This is a genomic window from Microbacterium sp. TWP3-1-2b2 (genome assembly GCF_049896145.1).
GTDB lineage: Bacteria > Actinomycetota > Actinomycetes > Actinomycetales > Microbacteriaceae > Microbacterium.
Map to the genome: position 1 here is coordinate 2,900,308 of NZ_JAFCTS010000001.1, position 20,526 is coordinate 2,920,833.

A 20,526-nucleotide genomic window follows, 5' to 3' on the forward strand; every position below is an offset into this window, starting at 1 on the left:
ATCACTGTACGTCTGCCTGATGTCGCCGTCACGGATGATGTGTTTCAGGATGTGCGCTTTAGACTCGTGAGCACAGATCTTCCGGGAGTCATCTTCATGCACCTTGTCTCGTCGCGCCGTTGGCGCGCCGCCGCCGCAGGCGCTGCTGCGCTCGCGCTCGTCCTCACCGGCTGTTCCCCAGAGGACTCCTTCTCCTACACCCCACCCGAGCAGGTCGACGCCGCTCTGCCGGACGAGACCGCAGCTCAACTGCAGGCAGCCGTCGAGAACGCGATGGTCACGACCGGCGCGACCGGCGCGATCGTCGGGGTGTGGGTGCCGTGGAGCGGCACCTGGGTCACCGGCCTCGGCACGCAGTCCGTCGAGGATCAGACCGAGATCACGACAGACATGACCTTCCGCATCGCGGACGTCACACGGATGATGACGTGCGATGTCCTCTACGGCCTCGTCGATGACGATGTGGTCGAACTCGACGCCTCGGTTCCCGAGTACGTCTCCGGAGTCGCGCACCTCGAGGACATCACGCTGCTCGACCTCTGCAACGGCACCAGTGGCGTCGGTTCCTCCGAGGCAGCGGTGAAGGGGATGTGGCTGAACACCCCCGAGCGGGTGTGGCCGGCGCTGGAGTTGGCGTCGTTCGGTCTCGGGCTTGATCCGGTCGCGCAGGGTACGACCTATCGCGATTCGGATGCCGGCTACCTGCTGCTCGGACTCGCGCTGGAGCGGGCATCCGGAAAGAGCGCCTCCGAGCTCATCGCCGAGTATGTGACGCGGCCGCTCGACCTCGCCGGAACATCCCTCCCGGGTTCGAAAGCGGCCACTCCGGGCGACATCGCACTCAGCGGCAACTATCTGCCGGCCATCGAGGGCGGATTCGAGTGCACGGCACCCTCTGACATCACGGTGCTGTCCTCGAGCACGGGTTTCACCGATTCCGGGGTCGTCTCCACGATCGATGATCTGGGTCGCTACGTTCAGGCGACATCGCGGCAGGCGCTGCGGGACGAGGGTGCTGAACCCGGCCGCTTCTCGGCGCCGCTGCCTGTGTCGCCGAAGGCCGAGTCCTGGTATCAGGCCACGGGAGGCGCCTACATGGTCGGCCCGCTCGTCGGTCAGCACGGCTGGACCCCGGGTTATGCGACCGCGGCGTACTCCGACCCGGAGACCGGCTTCACCGTCGCCGTCGTGCTGAACAACTCGACGGCGGGGGGCTCGCCCGCTGCCTATCTCGCATGGGAACTCGCCGCGATCGCATCGAAGGCACCTGCGGCGAGCGGTCAGACCGCGCCGGAGTTCGGTCTGCCGTTCACAGCAGAGCAGTATCACCAGGCCATCACCGACAGGGCCATCTGCGCCACGCCGCCGGCGGGGGAGTAGCCGCCTCGAGCTCCCGTCTAATGTGGGGGCATGTCACAGACGGAGAAGTCTGATCGCGTCCGCCGCATCGTCGTCGCACTGACCGTCGCGGGCGCCGTCATCGCTGCGGTCTTCGGGTCAGGGCTGCTCGGCGGCACACCCATGCCGGAGGCTGCCGGCGGCGCGTTCGCCGCAGACGCCACGGTGCTGGCACCCGCCGGTTTCGCGTTCGCGATCTGGTCGGTCATCTATCTGGGGCTGGTCGGGTACGCACTCTGGCAGCTGGTTCCCTCGCAGGGGGCGAAGCCGCTTCATCGCGCTGTCGGCTACGGCGTCGCAGCATCCGCTCTTCTGAATGCCGTCTGGATCATGTGCGTGCAGGCGTGGCGTATCGCGGAGTCGTTCGTGATCATCGTGATCCTGCTCGGGGTGCTGCTGGTGACGTTCGTGCGAGCGTGCCGTCGGCCGCGGCGCGGCACGATAGCCGAGATCGTGCTCGTCGACGGGATGATCGGCCTGTATCTCGGGTGGGTGACTGTCGCGGCCGCCGCGAATCTGGCAGCCTGGCTCGCGGCTGTCGGGATGAACGAGTGGGCAGAGGCGCCGGGGACCCCAGGGATGATCACGCTCATCGTCGCCGGTGTCGTCGCCGTGTTCACCGCGTGGCGGGGCGGCCGGTGGGCGCCGGCCGTGGCGACAGCGTGGGGGTTGGTCTGGATCGCGGTCGGACGCTGGTCGGAAGACCCGGCGGCGCCGGCCGTCGCGGCCACGGCCGTCATCCTGGCTGTCCTCGTGCTCGCCGTGACGGCGTGGCGGTTCCGCGCACGCCTGGCGCGGGTCAGTGCAGAAGATGGACTTCGCGTCGGGGGCTGATCACGCTCCTCCCAGGAAGCCACGTTCCGCATCGGCGGCGTGCGCGGCATCCTGTCGGCTGCGGACGTGCTGCACCCTGAGATCGCGCGCTCAGCCGACCGGCTCCTGGAGTGAGCCGCGAGCTTTCTCTTCCGGTCGGGGTTGTCAAGCCCCTGGGCGGCGCCGGCCGGTCGCGGCTAGCGTCGGGAACATGATGGCAACGAACAAGACGTCAAGCCCCAAGGCAACCCAGAAGAGCGCACGTGGCGGAACGGGCGAGAAGAGCACGCGTCGACAGAATGCCGAGAAGGGCTTCGTCGCGCCCAAGGAGCTCAGTGCGCACCTGCAGGCGGTGCTGGTCGACCTCGTCGAGCTTTCGCTTCAGGGAAAGCAGGCGCATTGGAATGTGGTCGGTCGCAACTTCCGCGATACGCACCGTCAACTCGACGAGATCATCGAGGCCGCGCGCGAGTTCAGCGACACGGTCGCCGAGCGGATGCGTGCGCTGCACGCCGTCCCGGACGGTCGAAGCGACGTCGTCGCGGCGACCACCACTCTCCCCGAGTATCCTCAGGGCGAGATCGACACGACGGAGACCGTCGACCTGATCACCGTCCGACTCGAAGCCGTCGTGCACACCATGCGCGACGTGCACGACGACGTCGATGAGGCAGACCCCACGAGCGCCGACATCCTGCACGCGGTCATCGAGAAGCTCGAGCAGTTCGCATGGATGGTGAGCGCGGAGAACCGTAAGCCCGCAGCCAAGTAGGACTACTCGAGCGGCCACCCGGTGTAGGCCTCGGCGAGGAACGTCCGGCCCGCCTCGGAGTCGACGACGGACCGAAGCTCTCCCGTCTGCCGGAGTCGGTCGAACTCGCTCGCGTCCGGAGCGGTGTGCAGCATGCTCGTCATCCACCATGAGAAGTGCTGCGCCTTCCAGATGCGACGAGATGCCAGTTCGGCGTATCCGTCGATGAGGCGTTCGTCGTTCTCGTTGAGCAGCGAGCGCAGGGCGCGAGCGAGCAGGACGACATCGGCGATGGCGAGGTTCATCCCCTTCGCCCCGGTCGGGGGTACCGTGTGGGCGGCGTCGCCGACGAGTGCTGCTCGTCCGTGGCGCAGTTCGTGCGCGACGAAGCTGCGGAAGCGCAGGACATCCCGCTGGAAGATCGTGCCCTCTTTGAGGGTGGTGCCAGGCACGCGCGACTGCAGCGTCTCCCAGATCTGCTCCTCGCTCAGAGCGCTGGGGTCGGCATCAGGGTCGCATTGGAAGTACATCCGCTGCACCTCGGGGCTGCGCTGACTGATCAGTGCGAAGCCGTTCGGTGAGTTGCTGTAGATCAGCTCCTCGGCAGAGGGTGGCGCTTCGGTCAGGATGCCGAACCACGCGAACGGGTACTCGCGGAAGAAGCCACCGGTCGACGAGCCTGTGACAGCCGGCCGCACGACCGAGCGGGAGCCGTCAGCGCCGACCACGAAGTCGGCCTCGATCGTGAGCTTCGTTCCTTCAGCGGTGGTCGCCGATACGCGAGGGCTGTCGGTCTCGACGTCGTCGATGCGGGTCGCGGTGACGCCGAAACGCAGGTCCTGGCCCGCGCTGAGGCGCAGCGCCAGCATGTCCTTGAGGACCTCGTGCTGCGGGTAGAGCCAGACGCTGCGACCGACGAGGCCGGGGAAGTCGATGCGATGCCCCTCGCCCTGGAACCGCAACTCGATGCCATCGTGCCGATGGCCGACGGTGTTGACACGGGTGCTCGGATCGATCGCGGTGAGCAGGTCGACGGTGCCCTGCTCGAGGATTCCGGCGCGGATCGTCGATTCGATCTCGTCGCGGGAGCGCTGATCGATCACCATCGAATCGATGCCGGCGTCCGCGAGCAGGTGGGAGAGGATGAGGCCGGCAGGCCCTGCTCCGACGATCGCGACCCTGGTGCGGATCTTCTGAGCCTGCGGTGCGGCTGCGCTCATGGCGTCTCCTTCGACGGGGTTCTGCAGGGTTCCGAGCGGGCGACGTTCATCATCCGCTTGTCGACCAGTGTGCAGCGCGCAGGTCTCTCAGTTGACACGAATCTCGTTGAATGGAAGTCAGCGCGATCGGTTGAGATCTTTCTCGATCGCCCTTGCTGCGTCGAGCAATGCGTCGATCGCCGCGGCTGTCGCGCTGTCGCGTGGCAGCACGACCGAGAGGGCGGCGACGACCTCGCCGTGGTCGCGCACCGGAACCGCGACCCCGGTGGAGACCGCCTCGATGGATCCCGGAGCGACGACATACCCGCGCCGCCGGATCGTCGTGAGCATCGCGCGCAGGGTGGCGGCACCCGTCACCGTCTCTCGGGCGACGGCACGCAACGGCCCGGCGAGAACACGCTCGCGAATCGGAGGATCGGCATGGGCGAGCAGCACGAGACCGGACGACGACGCGTGCACCGGAAGTCGGCCGGCGACGCGCGTGATGTTGGCGCCGGCATCCGGGTGTGAGAGTCGTTCGAGGAAGAGCGCCTCCTCGTGCTCCAGCACGGCGAGTTGGGTGTGTTCCCGGATCAGCGTCTGCACGCGTTCCATGTGCGGCAATGCGGCCTGGCGCAGTCGCAGTGCGCTCGAGCCGCGCAGGGCGAGCTCCCACAATCGCATGCCGAGACGGATGCGATTGTCCTCATCGCGCTCCAGCAGGCCCGCCGCGACGAGGTCGCCGACGATGCGATGCGCGCTGGATGCCGGCAGTCCGGTTCGCGCGGCGATCTCAGTGGCGGTCTGCATGGTGCGCTCGGTCGTGAACGTGTCGAGCACGCGCACGATCCGATCGGTCATCGAGTCGCCGGAGCGGGAGTTCGCCATGCGGCTAGCCTGCCACCTGTAGGTCGTGCGGTGCTGTCCGACCGGCGGCGGATGTCACGAGGGGAACGCGGTTCTCCGCAGCAGGTCGGTGAGCGTCGCGCGCTCGCTCGCGGAAAGGTCGCCGTGCAGTGAATCCGCCGCCGCGCGGACCCGCGTGCGCGCCTTCTCGAGCGTCTCGCGGCCGAGGGCGGTGGCGACGATCACGTTGGCGCGACGGTCGCGCTGGTCGGGCTCGCGATCGACGAGCTTCGCGCGCTGCAGTTTGTCGACCAGCACGACCACCTGACTCGGGTCGAGTCGGAGGAATTCGGCGATCTCACGCTGAGATGTGCGCCCACCGACCGCGGCGAGTTCGAGCACCGAGTACGAGCGCACCTTCAGGCCGAACTCCGCGAGGGCCGCATTGCCCGCGGCATTGGAGAGGGCGCTCGCCCGCGCGAGCAGGAAGCTCATGTCATCGATCAACGCCTGACTGCCCTGGGGCTGCACCGCGGGATTCGTCATGAGTTCATCCTAGGGTACCGTGATGCTATCAATAATTGAAGTTCTCAAGTAACGTGAGAGAACACCAACGAGGGAGTGCCATGTCATTGGTCGGCAAAGTCGCCATCGTCACGGGATCCGGTCGCGGACTCGGACTCGCCTACGCCCAGGAACTCGCCCGCCAAGGCGCGTCCGTCGTCGTCAACGACGTCTCATCGGACGCCGCGACGGAGGCGGTGGCCGCGATCGAGGCTGAGGGCGGCAAGGCTGTCGCTGTCGTAGCGCCGGTCGGTCCGACCGAGACCGCGAAGCAGCTCGTCCAGACTGCCGTCGACACCTACGGACGGCTCGACATCCTCGTCACGAATGCCGGCGTGCTGCGTGACACCGTGCTCTGGAAGATGAGTGACGACGACTTCGACACGGTCATCAACGTGCACCTGCGGGGAACGTTCACCTGTGTCCGCGAGGCAGCCACCTACATGCGCGCCAACGAGATCGCCGGCCGCATCATCTGCATCGGCTCTCCTACGGGTCAACGCGGCAACTTCGGCCAGACGAACTACGCGGCAGCGAAGGCCGGAATCGTCGGCATGGTGCGCACCTGGGCCATGGAGCTCAAGAAGGCCGGGATCACGGCCAACGCTGTCATCCCCGTAGCGGCAACCGCCATGACCGCCACGGTGCCGTACTTCGCCGCCGCCGTCGAGGCCGATGAGAAGGGCGAGGCGATGCCTGCGTTCTTCCGGCACGACCTCGGCTTCGGCACCTCGGGCGATGTCGCCGGGCTCATCTCGTACCTGGCATCGGATGCCGCGGCAGCCGTCACCGGCCAGGCGATCGGCATCGGCGGCGACCGCATCCAGCTGTGGTCTCACCCCGAAGCCGTCGTCACGGAGTACCAGGACGGCGGGTGGTCGTACGACGCGCTGGCCGCGCGGTTCGACGAGGTCATCGGAGGGCGGCAGCAGTCTGTGGGTGAGCGCTTCCCCGCGCTGCCGGAAGAGCTGCAGCGCTGACACGATGACCCGCTACGAGCAGAACCTCGACGTCGACGCCCTCGTGGCGATCGACATGCACGTGCACGTCGAGATCGACGACCACGGGCACGCGTCGCTTCCCGACGACCTCGTGGCGGCGGCCTCGAAGTACTTCGCGGCGGACGCGAGCCGCCCGGATCTCGACTCGATCGCCGCGCACTACCGGGAGCGTCGGATGGCGGCGGTGGTGTTCACCGTCGATGCCGAGACGCGGCTCGGCCACTCGCCGATCTCGAGCGCAGAGATCGCCGACGGCGCCGCGCGTCACAACGACGTGCTGATCCCGTTCGGATCGGTCGACCCGAACCGGGCGGATGCCGTCGACCGCGCTCGCCGGCTCATCGAGGACAGCGGCGTGCGAGGCTTCAAATTCCACCCCACCGTGCAGGGGTTCGACCCGAGCGACTCGGTTCATTTCCCCCTGTACGAGGTCCTGCAGAACGCCGGCGTGGTCGCGCTGTTCCACACCGGTCAGACCGGGATCGGGGCGGGGCTCCCCGGCGGACGCGGGATGCGTCTCGCGTTGTCGAACCCGATGCTGCTCGATGACGTCGCCGCCGAGCACCCCGAGCTGCAGATCATCATGGCGCACCCCTCGGTGCCGTGGCAGGACGAGGCGCTCTCCGTCGCGACGCACAAGCACAACACCTGGATCGACCTGTCGGGGTGGAGCCCGAAGTACTTCCCTGACGCGCTCGTACGCGCGGCGAACTCGTACCTCAAGAGCCGCGTGCTGTTCGGCTCGGACTACCCGTTGCTGACACCGGATCGCTGGCGGCGCGATGCCGACGCCACAGAGCGCTTCAAGCCGGAGGTGCTGCCCGGCATTCTCAAGGACAACGCCGCGCGGCTGCTCGGCCTCGCCGACTGACGATCTCTCGACCTACTGGAACACGAAAAGGAACTCACCATGACAACGACCGTCGCTTACGCGGACCTCGCAGGCGCCGCCGGCACCGACCTCGGCTACTCCGAATGGCTTGAGATCACCCAGGACCGCATCGACACCTTCGCGGATGCGGCAGATGATCACCAGTGGATCCACGTCGATCCAGAGCGGGCCGCGAGCGGCCCCTTCGGCGCACCGATCGCGCACGGCTTCCTGACTCTGTCGCTGGCGACGAAGTTCTGGAGCGAGCTGTTCGAGCCTGAGGGCGTCACGACCCGGGTCAACTACGGTCTCGACAAGGTGCGATTCGTCTCGCCGGTCACGGTGGGCTCCCGCGTGCGCATGAACGCCGTCATCGCCGAGGTGACCGAGGTGAAGGGCGGCTACCAGCTCGCCGTCGACCAGACCATCGAGATCGAGGGCGGCACGAAGCCCGCCGTCGTCGCTCGCGGAATCTACCGCTTCTACGCCTGAGCCGGACGGCGAGGGCGGGAACCATTGCGAAGAGGCTGTGGATGAAGAATCAAGGACTGGGCAGCTGGATCGCCCGCCGTCGGGTGAAGTCCGAGGGCGACATCGCCGTGATCCAGGGCGATCGCTCGTATCGCTATGAGGAGCTGGCGGACCGGATCGACCGGTTCGCCAGCGCCCTGGCCGAGCGCGGCGTCACCAAAGGCGACCGGGTGGCGTATCTGGGGAACAATCACCCCGATTTCCTCACCTCGTTCTTCGCCTGCGGCCTGATCGGGGCGATCTTCGTACCGTTGAACACCCGTCTCGCGCCGCGCGAGCTCGAGTACATGATCGATGACTGCGGTGCGCGTCTTCTCATCACCCATCAGGAGCTCCGCGATGTCGCACGAGCCGCGGCCTGGTCGAGCGCGATCGAGCGGCGCATCGTCGTCGACGGTCCGGCAGAGGTGCCTGCGGTGGAGAGTTTCGACGAGGTCATCGCCGCGGCATCCGACGATCCGCCCGTCGCCGCCGTCACGCTGGACGACCCGGCCATGATCCTCTACACGTCTGGGACGACCGGGCGCCCGAAGGGGGCCGTGCTCACGCACGGGAACTTCACCTGGAACTCGATGAACGTCCTCGTCGACTACGACCTCACATCCGACGAGCGCGCGCTCCTGATCGCGCCGATGTTCCACGTCGCCTCGCTCGGCATGGGGGCGCTGCCCACCCTGCTCAAGGGCGGCACCGTGGTGCTGCAGGAGAAGGTCGACCCCGGGGCCGTGCTCGCGGCCGTGCAGCAGCACGGCATCACGAGCCTGTCTGGTGTGCCGACGACGTTCCAGATGCTCGCCGAGCATCCGGACTGGGACTCAGCAGACCTGTCGACGCTGCGAAAGCTCACGTGCGGCGGATCGAGCGTGCCGCTCCGGGTCATCGAGGCCTACGAGAAGCGGGGCCTCAGCTTCTCCTCCGGATACGGGATGACCGAGACCTCACCCGGCACGACGTCGCTCCCGTATCGCAAGGCGAGGGAGCACGTCGGATCGTCCGGCATCGCGCACTTCTTCACCGACGTGCGCATCGTGTCGTCCGAGGGTGAGACGCTCCCCGCCGGCGAGACCGGCGAGATCGAGATCAGCGGGCCCAACGTCATGAAGGAGTACTGGCTGCGTCCGGATGCCACCCGCGATGCGCATCGTGGCGAATGGCTGCGTTCCGGCGACATCGGGGTCCTCGACGAGCAGGGCTATCTCACCATCAGCGATCGGGTGAAGGACATGATCATCTCGGGTGGGGAGAACATCTACCCGGCCGAGATCGAGCAGCTCATCATGGAGCGACCGGAGATCGAGTCCGTCGCGGTGATCGGTGTACCGGACGAGCGCTGGGGCGAGGTGCCGCTGGCGATCGCCGTGGCCCGCTCGGAGATCACGGCGGACGACGTGCTCGCCCACCTCTCCGGTCGCATCGCGAAGTACAAGATCCCGCGCGGCGTGCGGTTCGTGGACGAGCTGCCGCGCACCGCGAGCGGCAAGGTGCGCAAAACCGATCTGCGCGGGAAGTTCACGCTCCCCTGAGAGAGGCGCTTGTCGTCGCAGGCCCGCGCGCCCATGACAGGTGGTCGAGAAGCCGCAGGCCGTGCGCGCCGCCTCAGGTGGCGGCCTCTCTCGCCTCTGGTTGCGTTTGTGGCCGCCGACGACATACGATCAATTTACCTATCCGCATAGGTAAATGATCCGGCACGAAGGAGTGACGATGGCGGACACCACGACCGCGAAGATCTTCGACTACCCGCGCAACGCCTGGTACGTCGCCGCCTGGGACTACGAGGTGACTCGCAAGCCGCTCGCGCGTACGATCGCCGGCAGGCCACTGGCGATGTACCGCACGGAAGACGGCACGCCTGTCGCGCTCGCCGACGCGTGCTGGCACCGTCTGGCACCACTGTCGATGGGCAAGGTCATCGGCGACGATCTGCAGTGCCCGTACCACGGCATCCGTTACAACTCCGCAGGCCGGTGCACATCGATGCCGGCGCAGGAGACCATCAACCCGAGTGCGACGGTGGCGTCATTCCCGATGGTCGACCGCTACCGGTACGTCTGGGTCTGGGTGGGAGAGCCCGCTCTCGCCGATCCGTCCACGATCCCCGACATGCATCAGATGACGGATCCCGAGTGGACAGGTGACGGCGAGCTGATCCACGCCGACTGCAACTACCAGCTCGTGCTCGACAACCTCATGGACCTCACTCACGAGGAATTCGTGCACAGCTCGAGCATCGGCCAGGACGAGTTGAGCGAGTCGGAGTTCGTGACCAGTCACACCGACAACACCGTCACGGTCGAACGCTGGATGCTCGACATCGAGGCGCCCCCGTTCTGGCTGAAGAACATGCGTGACAAGTTCCCCGGATTCTCCGGCCGCGTCGATCGCTGGCAGATCATCCACTTCGAGGCGCCGTCGACCATCTGCCTCGACGTCGGCGTCGCGGCAGCAGGCACCGGCGCACGCGAGGGCGATCGCAGCGCCGGCGTCAACGGCTATGTGATGAACACGCTCAGCCCCGAGACCGATCGGACGTGCCACTACTTCTGGTCGTTCCAGCGCAACTATCGACTCGACAGTCAGCTCATCACCACGCAGCTGCGCAATGGCGTGCACGGGGTCTTCGGCGAGGACGAGCTGATGCTGCGCGCGCAACAGGAGGCCATCGACGCGAACCCCGACTACGAGTTCTACAGCCTCAACATCGACGCGGGCGGAATGTGGGTGCGTCGCCTTCTGGAGCGGATGCTGGCGGACGAGGGGCGTTCGGCCGTGGCGCCGGTCGCCGAGATCGTTGCGGCATCCGTGCCGATGGCATCCGCATCCCGGATCGCGTGACATGGCGACCTCGCACACGCTGACCTGGCAAGGCGCGACGGTCGTCGAGTCAGCACCCGTCACCGCCCGCATCCAGCGGATCGTGCTGTCGCCCGAGACGGCGCGACGCATCGACCCCGGCACGCACGTCGAGGTGCGCATGCGCATCGACGGCGAACCGGTGACGCGCTCGTACTCGATCGCGGAGTCCGTCGGCGACGACGGGTCGTTCGCGCTGTGCGTGCACCGCAGCGATGTCTCGCGCGGGGGCGCAGCGGTGATGCACGCGCTCCGCCCGGGCGAGCGGGTCGAGCTCACGCATCCGCTGCAGGACTTCCCGTTCGGATACGGTGCTCGCCGGTACGCGTTCCTCGCAGGCGGCGTCGGCATCACCGCCGTACTCGCGATGACGCGCGCGGCACGCCTGACGGGGAAGGAGTACACGGTCTCGTACTGCGGCCGGAGTCGGTCGCAGATGGCCTATCTCGACGCGCTCGCCGAGGAGCACGGCGACCGTCTGACGATGCACATCGGTGACGAGGGCACCTCGCTCGACGTCGAGGAGTTCGTCGGGCGGTTCGCGGACGACGTCGAACTCTACATGTGCGGCCCGATCCGCCTGATGGATGCCGTACGCAGGGCATGGGACGCGGCGGGCCTCCCACCCGCGAACCTGCGGTTCGAGACGTTCGGCAACAGCGGATGGTTCGAGCCGCAGCCCTTCCGGGTTCGCGTACCTGGCAGTGGGGTCGAATGCATCGTCGCGCCGACCCAGACGCTGTTGGAGGCTCTCGAGGATGCCGGGGCGGATGCCATGTTCGACTGTCGCAAGGGCGAATGCGGCATCTGCGAGGCGAGGGTCGTGCAGCTCACGGGTGCGATCGATCACCGCGACGTGTTCTACAGCGAGCGTCAGCGCGACGCCAACTCGAAGGTGTGCCCGTGCGTCTCGCGGGTGCGCGCCGCGGAAGACGGATCGATGGGAGAGATCGTGCTCGAGCTGTCGTGAGGGAGCTCACCGGGCGATCGTCGCCGGACGTGCGGTGAGGGCTGCGAACTCCGCCTCAGACGGGGGAGCGAGTTCGGCGCGGAGCCGGCGGTAGAGGGCGAAGGAATCCGGCGCCGGCCACTGCGCATCCATGAACTCCGGCGGCAGCCGCGGGTCGGCCCGCAGCAGCTCCAGCCAGTCCGCGACGAGCACGGTGCGCGTGACCACAGCCGACGACGACTCATCCACCGCGACATCGCACCAGGTCTCGATGAACGATCGGTGCGCCTCGCGGATGCCGTCGATGTCCCAGGCGTCGCGCACGCTCGACGCGATCGGGAATCCGTCGAGCTCCTGAGCATGGAACGCCATGACGGCCCCCTCAGGGAGTTCGGCCCGCAGGGGCTCGATGGCGGTCGCCAGTGCCGGGCGACCGGAGGCCAGCCAGAGTCCGTCGCGCAGAGGCGCGAAGCCGTGCCAGGTGAGTGTGGAGCGCAGGCGCCCGCGCAGCGTGCGCAACTCCTCCGGCAGTGAGAAGGTGACGAGGGTCCACCCGTCGCCGTTCGGATGAAACGGCGACGGTCCGCGCACGCGATCCGTCGCCTCGCCGAGCATCTTGCGCCCCGCAGGTGTCAGCGAGAACTCGAGATGGCGACCGTGCCGCTCACGGGACAGGACACCGCCCGTCACCAGTCGATCGAGTGTCGCCCGGGCCGCGGGAGCCGCGACCCCTGCCCCGTGCAGCACCTCGAGAAACACCCCGGTGCGCACCGGTGCGGCCCAATCCTGTCCCATGAACTCGCCGAGGAACGAGAGGATCAGTCGCTTCGGCTGCCGGCTGCGCGTCGGCTCGGTCCCAGTGCTCCCGGGGCTTCCGTCGTGACCGTGAGGGGTCATGCGCTCGGACGAACGGCTTCGCCGCGCTTGGCTCGCTGGATCTGCTCGTACACATGCGTGCGCAGCTCCGTGAACCGCGGAAGGGCCCTGGTCGTGATCTGATCGCGCTCCGGCGCCAGATCGATCGCGAGATCCTCCTGCACCCAGGTCGGCGACTTCGACAGCACGATCACGCGCTCGCCGAGATACACCGACTCGTCGATGTCGTGCGTGACGAAAAGGATCGACATGCCGCGCTCGGAGTGGAGCCTGCGCACCAGATCCTCGAGGTCGGCACGGGTCTGGGCATCGACCGCGGCGAAGGGCTCATCCATGATCAGCACTTCCGGCTGGTACGCGACTGCGCGCGCGATCGCGACGCGCTGCTGCATTCCGCCCGACAGCTGCCAGGGGTAGCTCTTGGCGGCGTGCTCGAGTCCGACGGCCAGGAGGGCGTCGTCGACGAGCTGAGTGCGCTCGGCCTTCGAGAGCTTCCTGTGCTTGAGGGGCAGCTCGACGTTCCCGCGCACGGTCAGCCACGGATACAGGCTGCGCCCGTACTCCTGAAAGACGAGTGCCATCTTCTCCGGCGGAGAGGTGACGCGCCTGCCGTCCAGCTGGACCTCGCCCGCCGTGGGGCGCAGGAGGCCAGCGACGCACTTCAGCAGCGTCGTCTTGCCGCAGCCGGACGGGCCGACGATGCACACGAGCTCTCCGCGATTCATCGTGAAGCTGATGTCGCCGATCGCCTCGACCCGGCCGGTGGCCGATTCGTAGACCTTGTTCAGGCTGTCCACCTGCAGAAGCGTCTCAGGCACGCTCGACCTCCTTGATTCCGTGGTACCAACGCAGCACCCGACGTTCGACGAAGCCGAACACGACTGCGAGCAGTACGCCGATGAGACCCAACAGCAGGATGCCACTCCACATCTGGGCGATGAGGTAATTCTGCTGGAAGTACTTGATCTGATATCCCAGGCCGGATGACGAGTAGAACAGCTCCGAGATGACCATCATGATCAGGGCCACCGACAGCGTCTGGCGCGCACCAGCCATGATCCGCGGGCTCGCGGCCGGAAGGACGAGGTCGAAAAGCCGCTGCGAGCGGGTGAGCGAGAACGAGCGAGCCGTCTCCGTCATCACCGAATCGGTCGCACGGACGCCCTCGATCGTGTTCAGCAGCACCGGCCAGATCGCGCCGAACGCGATGACGATGATCTGCATCGCGTCGGTCACGCCGAGGAACGCGACGAAGACCGGGATGAGGACGGGCGGCGGAATGGCGCGGAAGAACTCCAGGAGCGGTTCGAGCAGTTCGCGCAGCCACCGCGTGAGTCCGATGAGGGTGCCGGCGACGACGCCGACGACCACGGCGATGATGATCGCCACGGCCAGCCTGGCGAGGCTCGGGAGCACATCGTCGATGAACGCAGGTCCGATCCAGGTGTCGGAGAACGCTCCGGCGATCGTCTGCGGTGCAGGGAAGAATTTGGCCGGTGAGATCGTCGCGGCCACGCCCCAGATGAGCAGGAGTGCGAGGGGAAGGGCGACGGCGTAGAGCGTGTTCTCGCCCGCCTTCGCCCACAGGCGCGACTTCGGTGCCGGCGTGCGAACCGTACTGGTGTAGAGGGTCACGATGCCTCATCCCCTCTCACGGACTGGTGCCACGACAGCGTACGGCGCTCGATCGCACGGAATCCGATGTTGATCAGGAGGCCGAGCACTCCGGTGACGATCACGATGGCGTAGACGGTGGTGATGTTCCCGATCCCGGACGCCACGGTCAGCTGCCTTCCGAGTCCGGGGTTGCCGATCGTCATCTCCGCCGTCACGGCGAGGATCAGCGCAACGGCGGCTGCGAGACGCAGGCCTGTCATCAGATAAGGCAGCGCGGTGGGAAGGACGAGGTTTCGCAGTTGCGACCCCCTGGTGAGGCCGAAGCTGCGCGCCGTGTCACGCGCGACCGTGTCGATGTCGGCGACTCCGTACAGCACCTGCACGAAGACCTGCCAGAAGCTCGCGTACACGATGATGATCAGTGCGGCGGGCATCTGGAGCCCGTAGACGAGGATTGCCAGCGGGATCAGTGCGACCGATGGGATCGGTCGCAGGAACTCGACCACCGTGTGCGTCGCGCGGCGCAGGACCGGCACCATTCCGATGACGGTGCCCAGCGCGGTGCCGACGACCGTGGCGATGACCAGTCCGATGGCCCACGCCGTCATGGTGCGTCCGATGTTGCGCCAGAACTCCAGGTCACGCAGCAGGACACCGAGCTGGGTGAACGTGTCCGTCGCGGACGGCAGCTGCTCGGGGTTGAGGATTCTCAAGGTCGAGAGCAGCTGCCACACCGCGAGGAAGCCGACGACTCCGAGCGTGCCGAGCAGCACCCGGCGGAGCGTGCCGATGCGCTGGCGGCGACGGTGTCCGGAGAGCGAAGCCGAGGATGTCGCAGTCGTCATGCCGAGGTCACTGCTGCTGGATCAGTCGGTCGAAGTCCGGCAGCGACTCGATGTACTCGTACTCGACGGCAAGATCAGCGAGCGTCTTGATGCTGTCGACATCCATCTCGAACGTGAAGGTGGGCAGAGTGATCCCCTGTGCGGCCTCGAGCGGGATGTCGAGCCCCTCCGCGATCGCCGCGTAGACAGCGTCCTGATCGGAAGAGGCGAATTCCAGCGCCTCCGTCATCGCAGCCGAGTATGCGGCGACGAGATCGGGGTCGTTGTCGATGAGATCCTGCGTGGTGATGTTCGTCAGCACGGACAGGCCGGGGATGACTGATTGGTACGGGGCCATGACAGAGACGCCGCCCTCTCCCACGACCATGCCGCGGAACGGATCGGGTGCCCAGCCGGCGTCGATGGTGCCGGCATCGAGCTGTGCCTTCACATCGGGGAACGCCACCTCGATGAACTCGATGGTGGACGAGTCGCCGCCATCGGCGTCGACGGCTGCGCGGATCGTGAGGTCGCCGGCGGCGCCGAGGCTGTTCACCGACACCTTCTTGCCGCTGAGATCCTTCGGGCTCGAGATTCCGGAGTCGCCGAGCGCGACGACCGCGTTCACGTCGTCGCCCTCCGCCAGGCTGTCGGCGTAGTCGCCGATGATCGCGACGCCGAGATCCTGCAGGTCTGCACGGATGGGCCCGAACGGCTGGCCGATCGCGAACTGGATGTCGCCGCTGAGCAGTGCGGGGATCGCCTGGGCGCCACCCTGAGCCGGGACGACCTCGACGTCGAGCCCGTGATCGGCGAAGATGCCCTCGTCGATCGCGGCCCACAGGGCGCCGGTCTCGGCGATCGGCAGCGCTGCCACGCGGATCTTCGTCACTTCGTCGGGCGCGGATCCCGAGTCGGTCGGCTCGGTGGCAGGGTCGGCCGCGGAATCGGTGCAGCCGGACAGTGCGAGGGTGGCCACGGCCAGCAGGCCGAGCGCGGCAAGACTCTTCTTCATGGGTGGGCCTCTCATCGATGGGTTGTCGAGGCCGACCCTCATTGCGGTCTCTTCGGGGAGAACGCAACGGGACGCACATCGACGTGCTGTTAGTGCCCATCGTGTGGGAAGCGAACATGATTGTCAAGGATTTCCCGACGGGCGTCGAAAAATCATCGAACGAAGATGGTCAGCGCTTCGTGCTTACCGGCCAGGTCGTGTCACCTCCGCGTGCGCACCCTCAGAGGTTCCGACGATGTTCGAAGCCGTCACGGTCACCGCCTTCGGAGCCTTCCCACCGCGATCGATGACGAGACAACGCAGGTCGGTCGTCTCGCACAGGATCTCCCCGGACGGGTCGCGCACGGTGTACGTGACCGGCAGATCGGAATCGCTCACCGCCCAGCGGATGTGACGGGTCGCCCCCGCGGCGAACGCCGTGACCGATCCAGGAGCAGTCGGGCTCGCGACGCGGTGATCGCCAGCGGGAAGGGCGATCGTCGCGTGTTCGCCCGCGCGGGTCAGCTCCAGCTCGATCTCCCCATCCGTGTGAATGCGCACGTCTGCCGGGGTCGTCGCATCCAGCTCCGCGGCATCCAGGTCGACGGTCATCGTCCGGGAATTCTCCGCCCGCAGGTCGATCCCGTTATACGGAGCGACTGCTCCTTCGGCCTTGAGCCGCTGGTCCCGCACGCGCACCTCCCGGTCGTCGATCACCTGGACGTCATCGGTGAGACGCGGCTCGAAGCGTGTCGTCTGCAGGGCGTGAGAAGTCGCGGTGACTCTGCTCCAGCGTGCAGCATCATCGCGCGGTTCCAGGCCGCTGAGCCAGTACGCGCGGTTCACCGGCATTCCGAGATCCTCCCGCTCATCACCGGGCTCCCAGCGGAACGTGACCGTGCTGGGGCTGGTCACGCGGTCGGGTGCGTCGTTGAGATACTCGGCCGCGTCGCTCCAGCCGAGCCACGAGCCGAGCATCCCATGGTCGGCTCCGTCGTAGTAGTGGGCTCGGTACGGGATCCCGGCGTCTTCCGCGGTGCGGTCCCAGTGCTCTGTGTTCGCCAGGGCGATGTCATTGCTGCCTGACTCCATGTACGTGCGGACGCTGCCCAGGTTCTCGACTCTCAGCTCGGCACCCTCGCGGTCTCGCTGCTCAGCGGTGTTGTAGTAGCCCGCGCCAGAGACGATCGCGGCTCCGGCGAACAGATCGGGATGGTTGGTGAGGAAGTGCGTGGCGCCGACGCCCCCCATCGAGAATCCGCCGATGACCGTGCGCTCGCTGTCGAGCGAGTAGGACGTCGCGACCCGGTTCCATGCCTCCCAGACATCGAGCTCGGCGTGGTTGATGTACCACGACGAGAGGCCCCGACCGAGGGGTGTGACGCAGATCGAGCCTCTTTCCTCGCACATCGGCAGGTAGACATCGTCCTTCCTGTCGCCGATGAAACCGTTGTGGTTGGAGTTGCCGCCGTGCAGCAGGATGGTCAGCGGCGCCGGAGTCTCCGGCGTGTACTGCGTCGGCACGTATACCGTGTACGGCTGCACTCGACCCCAGAACGTCGCGGGCAACACCGCAGGACCCGGGCTCCTGCGGGCCCCTTCTGCGAAACCCTGGGCGATCTCTACCGATGATACGAACCATCTGGTGGAGTACCCGGTGGGCATCGCCTCGGGGGTGGTGACGTCCGAGAGCAGGTCGTCCCAGTCCACCGCGATGACGAATCCGCTCATGTCGCCCTCGGTGAGACGCTGTGACTGTCGTCCGTTGTTCCACTGGCTGGATGCGTCGGCATTGCCATCCACCACCGGCGGTTCGTCCGCCATGTCGCGGAACGCTGCGTTGTACACGCGCGTGCCGTCGGGCACTCCGGTGCCGCGGCGAATCCGGTGCCATCCGAGTCGGCGACGCCTGCGGCCAGCCGAATGTTCCAGACCTCGTCGACGGGCAGTGCGCTCCGGGGAACCGTGACCACGAACGACTTCGCGTCCATGTCCAGGGCGACGGCGCCGCCGAAGGAGGTGACGTCCTCCTGCTCGCCCGTTGTGAGGTCGATCACCCATGCGCCTCGAGAAGAGACCACGAGCGCGGAGTCGATTCCCGGCGACGTCACACCGGCGTCCGCCGGCCACTCGGCGACGCCTGTTCCGGCATCCGAGTCGGTGTCGAACGTCCACGCGGCGATGGAAACGTCCGCGTCGACGAGTGTGTTCCAGTCGATGCGCCAATACGTGTTGTCTTCGTCGGCCGCCACGCCTGCACGGAAGATGTCCGCACCGTTGGAGGCCGCCTCCGCGGCGTTGTACGTGTAGTCGCCCGCTCCGGTGTCGTCGTAGAGCCAGTCGGCCCAGAGCAGAGCCCCGTCGATGAGGCGGCTTGTTCCCGACGTGCGTGGGAACTCAGCGGAGAATTCCCAGCCCTGCGCGTCCGGAAGAGTCGGTTCCGCCGCAGACGCTGCCGCCGGCACGCCGTCCGGCATCCCGGAATCAGCGCGGGAGTCGGCGGCGACGCTCGCGTCGTCCGCGGAACCCGTGCCGAAGGTTTCGGGGTGGCCGGCGCCGGCCGTGAGTGATCCGATGCCGACGGCACCGATCGTCAGAGTGACCAGGGCGTCGCGCAGGTGGCGCGAGTGCTGCCGTGTGCTCGAACCGGCACGTTTCACCGGTCTGATCGGTGTGCGCAGCAGAGGGTCCACGGCTTCTCCTTCGAAGCATAAAATCAATCAGAATGATATTCTTGCGTCGAAAGCTAACAGCTTCATCGCGCCGTCGTCAACTGCGGCTCCGAGCCTTGGAGCCGGGAGAGCGCGCGCTTCAGGTCACGATCTGGATTCCGGATGCGCCGTACGATCGGCGCGAAGGCGCGCGGCTGCAAGTCGCGAGGGGATGTGCCGCGGGCGGATGTCGTTCGTTCGCCTGCTGATGGCGGCGGCCTCGGCCTCGTCGTCGCCGAAGTACCCTCCGGCAAGCACCTGGGCGGCGCGGTCGAGGAGTTCGGCGAGGGTCTCGCCGAACTCGTCTCCGAGTGCAGCGGCCAGCCGGTCCTCGTGCTCGCGCAGTTCCGCATGACAGGCTTCCAGCACCGCCCAGCCGCGTTCGGTCAGCCGAACCAATCTCACGCGACGGTTCGTCGGGTGGTCGCCGCGCTCCACCAGGCCGGTCTCGATGAGCTCGTTCGACACGGTGTGCGCCGCCTGTGAGCTGACGAATGTGCGTCGGGCGAGCTGCGCGTTCGACAGCGGCAGCCCCTCGCCGAGGACCTGCAGCACGAACAGTTGCGAGAGCGTCACGCCATGGGAGAGTGCGGAGTTCTCTGCGAAGCGGTTGAACGCACGCCCCAGACGGTACGAGCTGTAGTTCAGACGCGACGTTGCTGGCTCACCGCGCGGGTCCCGTGTGATCTCCTCCACATTGACCGACACTACAGCCCCCGTCGGCGTCATCGGTTGAGGAATATCATTCGGCATGATACTTTTCTTCTCGCATGGACCACCTGCCTGTTCACAACGATGTGGAGATCATCATGAAACTCAACCGCTTGGGCACGGCCCTGATCGCGGCAGTCGGGGTGCTCGCGCTCGCCTCCTGCAGCGCGGGATCCGCTGACGACGATGGCGCCGGAGGAACCGACGGCGTCAGCGAGGTCAACACCGATGCGCCCCTCTACGATCAGCTCCCGCAGGGGATCAAAGATGCCGGCGTCATCACGATCGCCGGTGACACCCACCCGCCGTATCGCACGGTCGAGGAAGGTGGGGACATCACCGGAATCGATCCCGATCTTCAGGCGGCGTTGTCAGAGCAGCTCGGCGTGCCGTTCCAGATCAAATCCGTCTCGGGCATGGAAGCGATCCTGACCGGAATGCTCTCCGGTCGTTACGACGGGTTCAACGGCCCGCTGCGAACCACCCCGGAGCGTGAAGCGGACTTCGACGCGATCGTCTGGATGACGACCATCACGTCCTACGTGTATCTCGCCGAGCGCGAGGATGAACTCGCCGATCCTGAGGCGCTCTGCGGTGCTCGCGTGGCCGGCGTGGGCGGTTCCGTCACTGAGAGTCAGCTGGAGCGCTACGGGGAATGGTGCGTTGCGGAGGGGCTGGAGCAGCCGGAGTTCATCGGCCTCGACGACACCAACTCGACCTTCCTCGCGGTCAACTCCGACCGGGCCGACTATGCGGGCACGACGCAGACGGCAGCGATCGATCTGCAGGCGACCGACCCGGGACGCTACGAATATCTCGTGCAGTCCGAGGATCAGGGAGCGGGCATCGATCAGCTCGCCTTCTTCGTGCCCAAGGGAAGCGACATGGCCGAGCCGATGTTCGCCGCGTTCGAGGCGATCTTCGACAACGGCGAATACGAGCGGATCATGTCCGAGTGGGACCTTACCGAGGTCGCCGTGGATGAACCCGTCCTCAACCCGATGACCAGCCAGTGACGAC

The 20,526-nt window shown here is 67.0% G+C and carries 21 protein-coding genes; 10 read left to right on the forward strand and 11 right to left on the reverse strand.

Features of this window, described 5'->3' with window-relative positions:
* Nucleotides 1-66: 66 nt before the first annotated feature.
* From ACP7AR_RS14335 to ACP7AR_RS14345, 3 genes are all read left to right on the forward strand, one after another.
* Nucleotides 67-1,380 carry a serine hydrolase domain-containing protein gene (locus ACP7AR_RS14335; RefSeq protein ID WP_426187123.1) on the forward strand — a complete coding sequence of 438 codons (1,314 nt, stop codon included), beginning with the start codon at nt 67-69 and terminating at the stop codon, nt 1,378-1,380.
* Nucleotides 1,381-1,410: 30 nt separating this feature from the next.
* A complete protein-coding gene (locus ACP7AR_RS14340; RefSeq protein ID WP_426187125.1) occupies nt 1,411-2,232 on the forward strand; it encodes a tryptophan-rich sensory protein in 822 nt (273 codons plus the stop codon).
* 193 nt (nt 2,233-2,425) lie between these two features.
* Nucleotides 2,426-2,983: a Dps family protein gene (locus tag ACP7AR_RS14345; protein WP_426187773.1), complete on the forward strand. Its 558-nt coding sequence runs from the start codon at nt 2,426-2,428 to the stop codon at nt 2,981-2,983.
* Nucleotides 2,984-2,985: 2 nt separating this feature from the next.
* Here ACP7AR_RS14345 and ACP7AR_RS14350 read toward each other — a convergent pair whose 3' ends face one another.
* The 3 genes from ACP7AR_RS14350 to ACP7AR_RS14360 all read right to left on the reverse strand — a co-directional run bounded on the left by ACP7AR_RS14350 (nt 2,986) and on the right by ACP7AR_RS14360 (nt 5,553).
* Complete coding sequence (locus ACP7AR_RS14350) at nt 2,986-4,182, reverse strand: 4-hydroxybenzoate 3-monooxygenase (protein WP_426187127.1); 1,197 nt, start codon at nt 4,180-4,182, stop codon at nt 2,986-2,988.
* A 117-nt stretch (nt 4,183-4,299) separates the two neighbouring features.
* A complete protein-coding gene (locus ACP7AR_RS14355) occupies nt 4,300-5,049 on the reverse strand; it encodes an IclR family transcriptional regulator (protein ID WP_426187129.1) in 750 nt (249 codons plus the stop codon).
* Nucleotides 5,050-5,103: 54 nt separating this feature from the next.
* Complete coding sequence (locus ACP7AR_RS14360) at nt 5,104-5,553, reverse strand: MarR family winged helix-turn-helix transcriptional regulator (protein ID WP_426187131.1); 450 nt, start codon at nt 5,551-5,553, stop codon at nt 5,104-5,106.
* A gap of 80 nt (nt 5,554-5,633) precedes the next feature.
* On the opposite strand from ACP7AR_RS14360, the gene ACP7AR_RS14365 reads away from it, so the two are divergent.
* The 6 genes from ACP7AR_RS14365 to ACP7AR_RS14390 all read left to right on the forward strand — a co-directional run bounded on the left by ACP7AR_RS14365 (nt 5,634) and on the right by ACP7AR_RS14390 (nt 11,794).
* Nucleotides 5,634-6,551, forward strand: a complete 918-nt coding sequence (locus ACP7AR_RS14365) for an SDR family oxidoreductase (protein ID WP_426187133.1) — start codon at nt 5,634-5,636, stop codon at nt 6,549-6,551.
* 4 nt (nt 6,552-6,555) lie between these two features.
* Nucleotides 6,556-7,443, forward strand: coding sequence for an amidohydrolase family protein (locus tag ACP7AR_RS14370; protein ID WP_426187135.1), 888 nt, complete (start codon nt 6,556-6,558; stop codon nt 7,441-7,443).
* 39 nt (nt 7,444-7,482) lie between these two features.
* Complete coding sequence (locus tag ACP7AR_RS14375) at nt 7,483-7,935, forward strand: MaoC family dehydratase (RefSeq protein WP_426187137.1); 453 nt, start codon at nt 7,483-7,485, stop codon at nt 7,933-7,935.
* 41 nt (nt 7,936-7,976) lie between these two features.
* On the forward strand, nt 7,977-9,497 hold the full coding sequence (menE, locus tag ACP7AR_RS14380; protein WP_426187139.1) for an o-succinylbenzoate--CoA ligase: 1,521 nt from the start codon (nt 7,977-7,979) through the stop codon (nt 9,495-9,497).
* Nucleotides 9,498-9,675: 178 nt separating this feature from the next.
* Complete coding sequence (locus tag ACP7AR_RS14385) at nt 9,676-10,806, forward strand: Rieske 2Fe-2S domain-containing protein (RefSeq protein ID WP_426187141.1); 1,131 nt, start codon at nt 9,676-9,678, stop codon at nt 10,804-10,806.
* Between the two features lies 1 nt (nt 10,807).
* Nucleotides 10,808-11,794 carry a PDR/VanB family oxidoreductase gene (locus ACP7AR_RS14390; protein ID WP_426187143.1) on the forward strand — a complete coding sequence of 329 codons (987 nt, stop codon included), beginning with the start codon at nt 10,808-10,810 and terminating at the stop codon, nt 11,792-11,794.
* Nucleotides 11,795-11,800: 6 nt separating this feature from the next.
* On the opposite strand, the gene ACP7AR_RS14395 is transcribed toward ACP7AR_RS14390, so the two are convergent.
* The 8 genes from ACP7AR_RS14395 to ACP7AR_RS14430 form a co-directional block, all read right to left on the reverse strand.
* On the reverse strand, nt 11,801-12,670 hold the full coding sequence (locus ACP7AR_RS14395) for a PaaX family transcriptional regulator C-terminal domain-containing protein (protein ID WP_426187145.1): 870 nt from the start codon (nt 12,668-12,670) through the stop codon (nt 11,801-11,803).
* Nucleotides 12,667-13,467 (reverse strand): ABC transporter ATP-binding protein, encoded by an 801-nt coding sequence (locus ACP7AR_RS14400; protein ID WP_426187147.1) that lies wholly within the window; start codon nt 13,465-13,467, stop codon nt 12,667-12,669. The genes ACP7AR_RS14395 and ACP7AR_RS14400 overlap by 4 nt, the downstream gene beginning before the upstream one ends.
* Nucleotides 13,460-14,284, reverse strand: a complete 825-nt coding sequence (locus ACP7AR_RS14405; RefSeq protein ID WP_426187149.1) for an ABC transporter permease — start codon at nt 14,282-14,284, stop codon at nt 13,460-13,462. The genes ACP7AR_RS14400 and ACP7AR_RS14405 overlap by 8 nt, the downstream gene beginning before the upstream one ends.
* Nucleotides 14,281-15,111 (reverse strand): ABC transporter permease, encoded by an 831-nt coding sequence (locus ACP7AR_RS14410; protein ID WP_426187151.1) that lies wholly within the window; start codon nt 15,109-15,111, stop codon nt 14,281-14,283. The genes ACP7AR_RS14405 and ACP7AR_RS14410 overlap by 4 nt, the downstream gene beginning before the upstream one ends.
* Before the next feature lie 7 nt (nt 15,112-15,118).
* The gene (locus ACP7AR_RS14415) at nt 15,119-16,105 is read right to left on the reverse strand and encodes an ABC transporter substrate-binding protein (protein ID WP_426187153.1); all 987 of its coding nucleotides are present in this window, start codon (nt 16,103-16,105) and stop codon (nt 15,119-15,121) included.
* Between the two features lie 183 nt (nt 16,106-16,288).
* Nucleotides 16,289-17,908, reverse strand: coding sequence for an alpha/beta hydrolase-fold protein (locus ACP7AR_RS14420; protein WP_426187155.1), 1,620 nt, complete (start codon nt 17,906-17,908; stop codon nt 16,289-16,291).
* A complete protein-coding gene (locus ACP7AR_RS14425; protein ID WP_426187157.1) occupies nt 17,812-18,777 on the reverse strand; it encodes a hypothetical protein in 966 nt (321 codons plus the stop codon). The genes ACP7AR_RS14420 and ACP7AR_RS14425 overlap by 97 nt, the downstream gene beginning before the upstream one ends.
* A gap of 123 nt (nt 18,778-18,900) precedes the next feature.
* A complete protein-coding gene (locus tag ACP7AR_RS14430) occupies nt 18,901-19,548 on the reverse strand; it encodes a MarR family winged helix-turn-helix transcriptional regulator (protein WP_426187159.1) in 648 nt (215 codons plus the stop codon).
* 56 nt (nt 19,549-19,604) lie between these two features.
* On the opposite strand from ACP7AR_RS14430, the gene ACP7AR_RS14435 reads away from it, so the two are divergent.
* Nucleotides 19,605-20,522 carry a transporter substrate-binding domain-containing protein gene (locus tag ACP7AR_RS14435; protein WP_426187161.1) on the forward strand — a complete coding sequence of 306 codons (918 nt, stop codon included), beginning with the start codon at nt 19,605-19,607 and terminating at the stop codon, nt 20,520-20,522.
* Nucleotides 20,523-20,526: the final 4 nt, after the last annotated feature.

Bases quoted from the DNA above. Each gene is read 5' to 3' on its own strand.
- ACP7AR_RS14345 (WP_426187773.1), top strand. From the start codon at position 2,426: ATGGCAACGAACAAGACGTCAAGCCCCAAGGCAACCCAGAAGAGCGCA.
- ACP7AR_RS14340 (WP_426187125.1), top strand. From the start codon at position 1,411: ATGTCACAGACGGAGAAGTCTGATCGCGTCCGCCGCATCGTCGTCGCA.
- ACP7AR_RS14375 (WP_426187137.1), top strand. From the start codon at position 7,483: ATGACAACGACCGTCGCTTACGCGGACCTCGCAGGCGCCGCCGGCACC.
- ACP7AR_RS14385 (WP_426187141.1), top strand. From the start codon at position 9,676: ATGGCGGACACCACGACCGCGAAGATCTTCGACTACCCGCGCAACGCC.
- ACP7AR_RS14355 (WP_426187129.1), bottom strand. From the start codon at position 5,049: ATGGCGAACTCCCGCTCCGGCGACTCGATGACCGATCGGATCGTGCGC.
- ACP7AR_RS14370 (WP_426187135.1), top strand. From the start codon at position 6,556: ATGACCCGCTACGAGCAGAACCTCGACGTCGACGCCCTCGTGGCGATC.
- ACP7AR_RS14395 (WP_426187145.1), bottom strand. From the start codon at position 12,670: ATGACCCCTCACGGTCACGACGGAAGCCCCGGGAGCACTGGGACCGAG.
- ACP7AR_RS14420 (WP_426187155.1), bottom strand. From the start codon at position 17,908: ATGGCGGACGAACCGCCGGTGGTGGATGGCAATGCCGACGCATCCAGC.
- ACP7AR_RS14350 (WP_426187127.1), bottom strand. From the start codon at position 4,182: ATGAGCGCAGCCGCACCGCAGGCTCAGAAGATCCGCACCAGGGTCGCG.
- ACP7AR_RS14435 (WP_426187161.1), top strand. From the start codon at position 19,605: ATGAAACTCAACCGCTTGGGCACGGCCCTGATCGCGGCAGTCGGGGTG.
- ACP7AR_RS14410 (WP_426187151.1), bottom strand. From the start codon at position 15,111: ATGACGACTGCGACATCCTCGGCTTCGCTCTCCGGACACCGTCGCCGC.
- ACP7AR_RS14360 (WP_426187131.1), bottom strand. From the start codon at position 5,553: ATGACGAATCCCGCGGTGCAGCCCCAGGGCAGTCAGGCGTTGATCGAT.
- ACP7AR_RS14365 (WP_426187133.1), top strand. From the start codon at position 5,634: ATGTCATTGGTCGGCAAAGTCGCCATCGTCACGGGATCCGGTCGCGGA.
- menE (WP_426187139.1), top strand. From the start codon at position 7,977: ATGAAGAATCAAGGACTGGGCAGCTGGATCGCCCGCCGTCGGGTGAAG.
- ACP7AR_RS14390 (WP_426187143.1), top strand. From the start codon at position 10,808: ATGGCGACCTCGCACACGCTGACCTGGCAAGGCGCGACGGTCGTCGAG.
- ACP7AR_RS14415 (WP_426187153.1), bottom strand. From the start codon at position 16,105: ATGAAGAAGAGTCTTGCCGCGCTCGGCCTGCTGGCCGTGGCCACCCTC.
- ACP7AR_RS14430 (WP_426187159.1), bottom strand. From the start codon at position 19,548: ATGCCGAATGATATTCCTCAACCGATGACGCCGACGGGGGCTGTAGTG.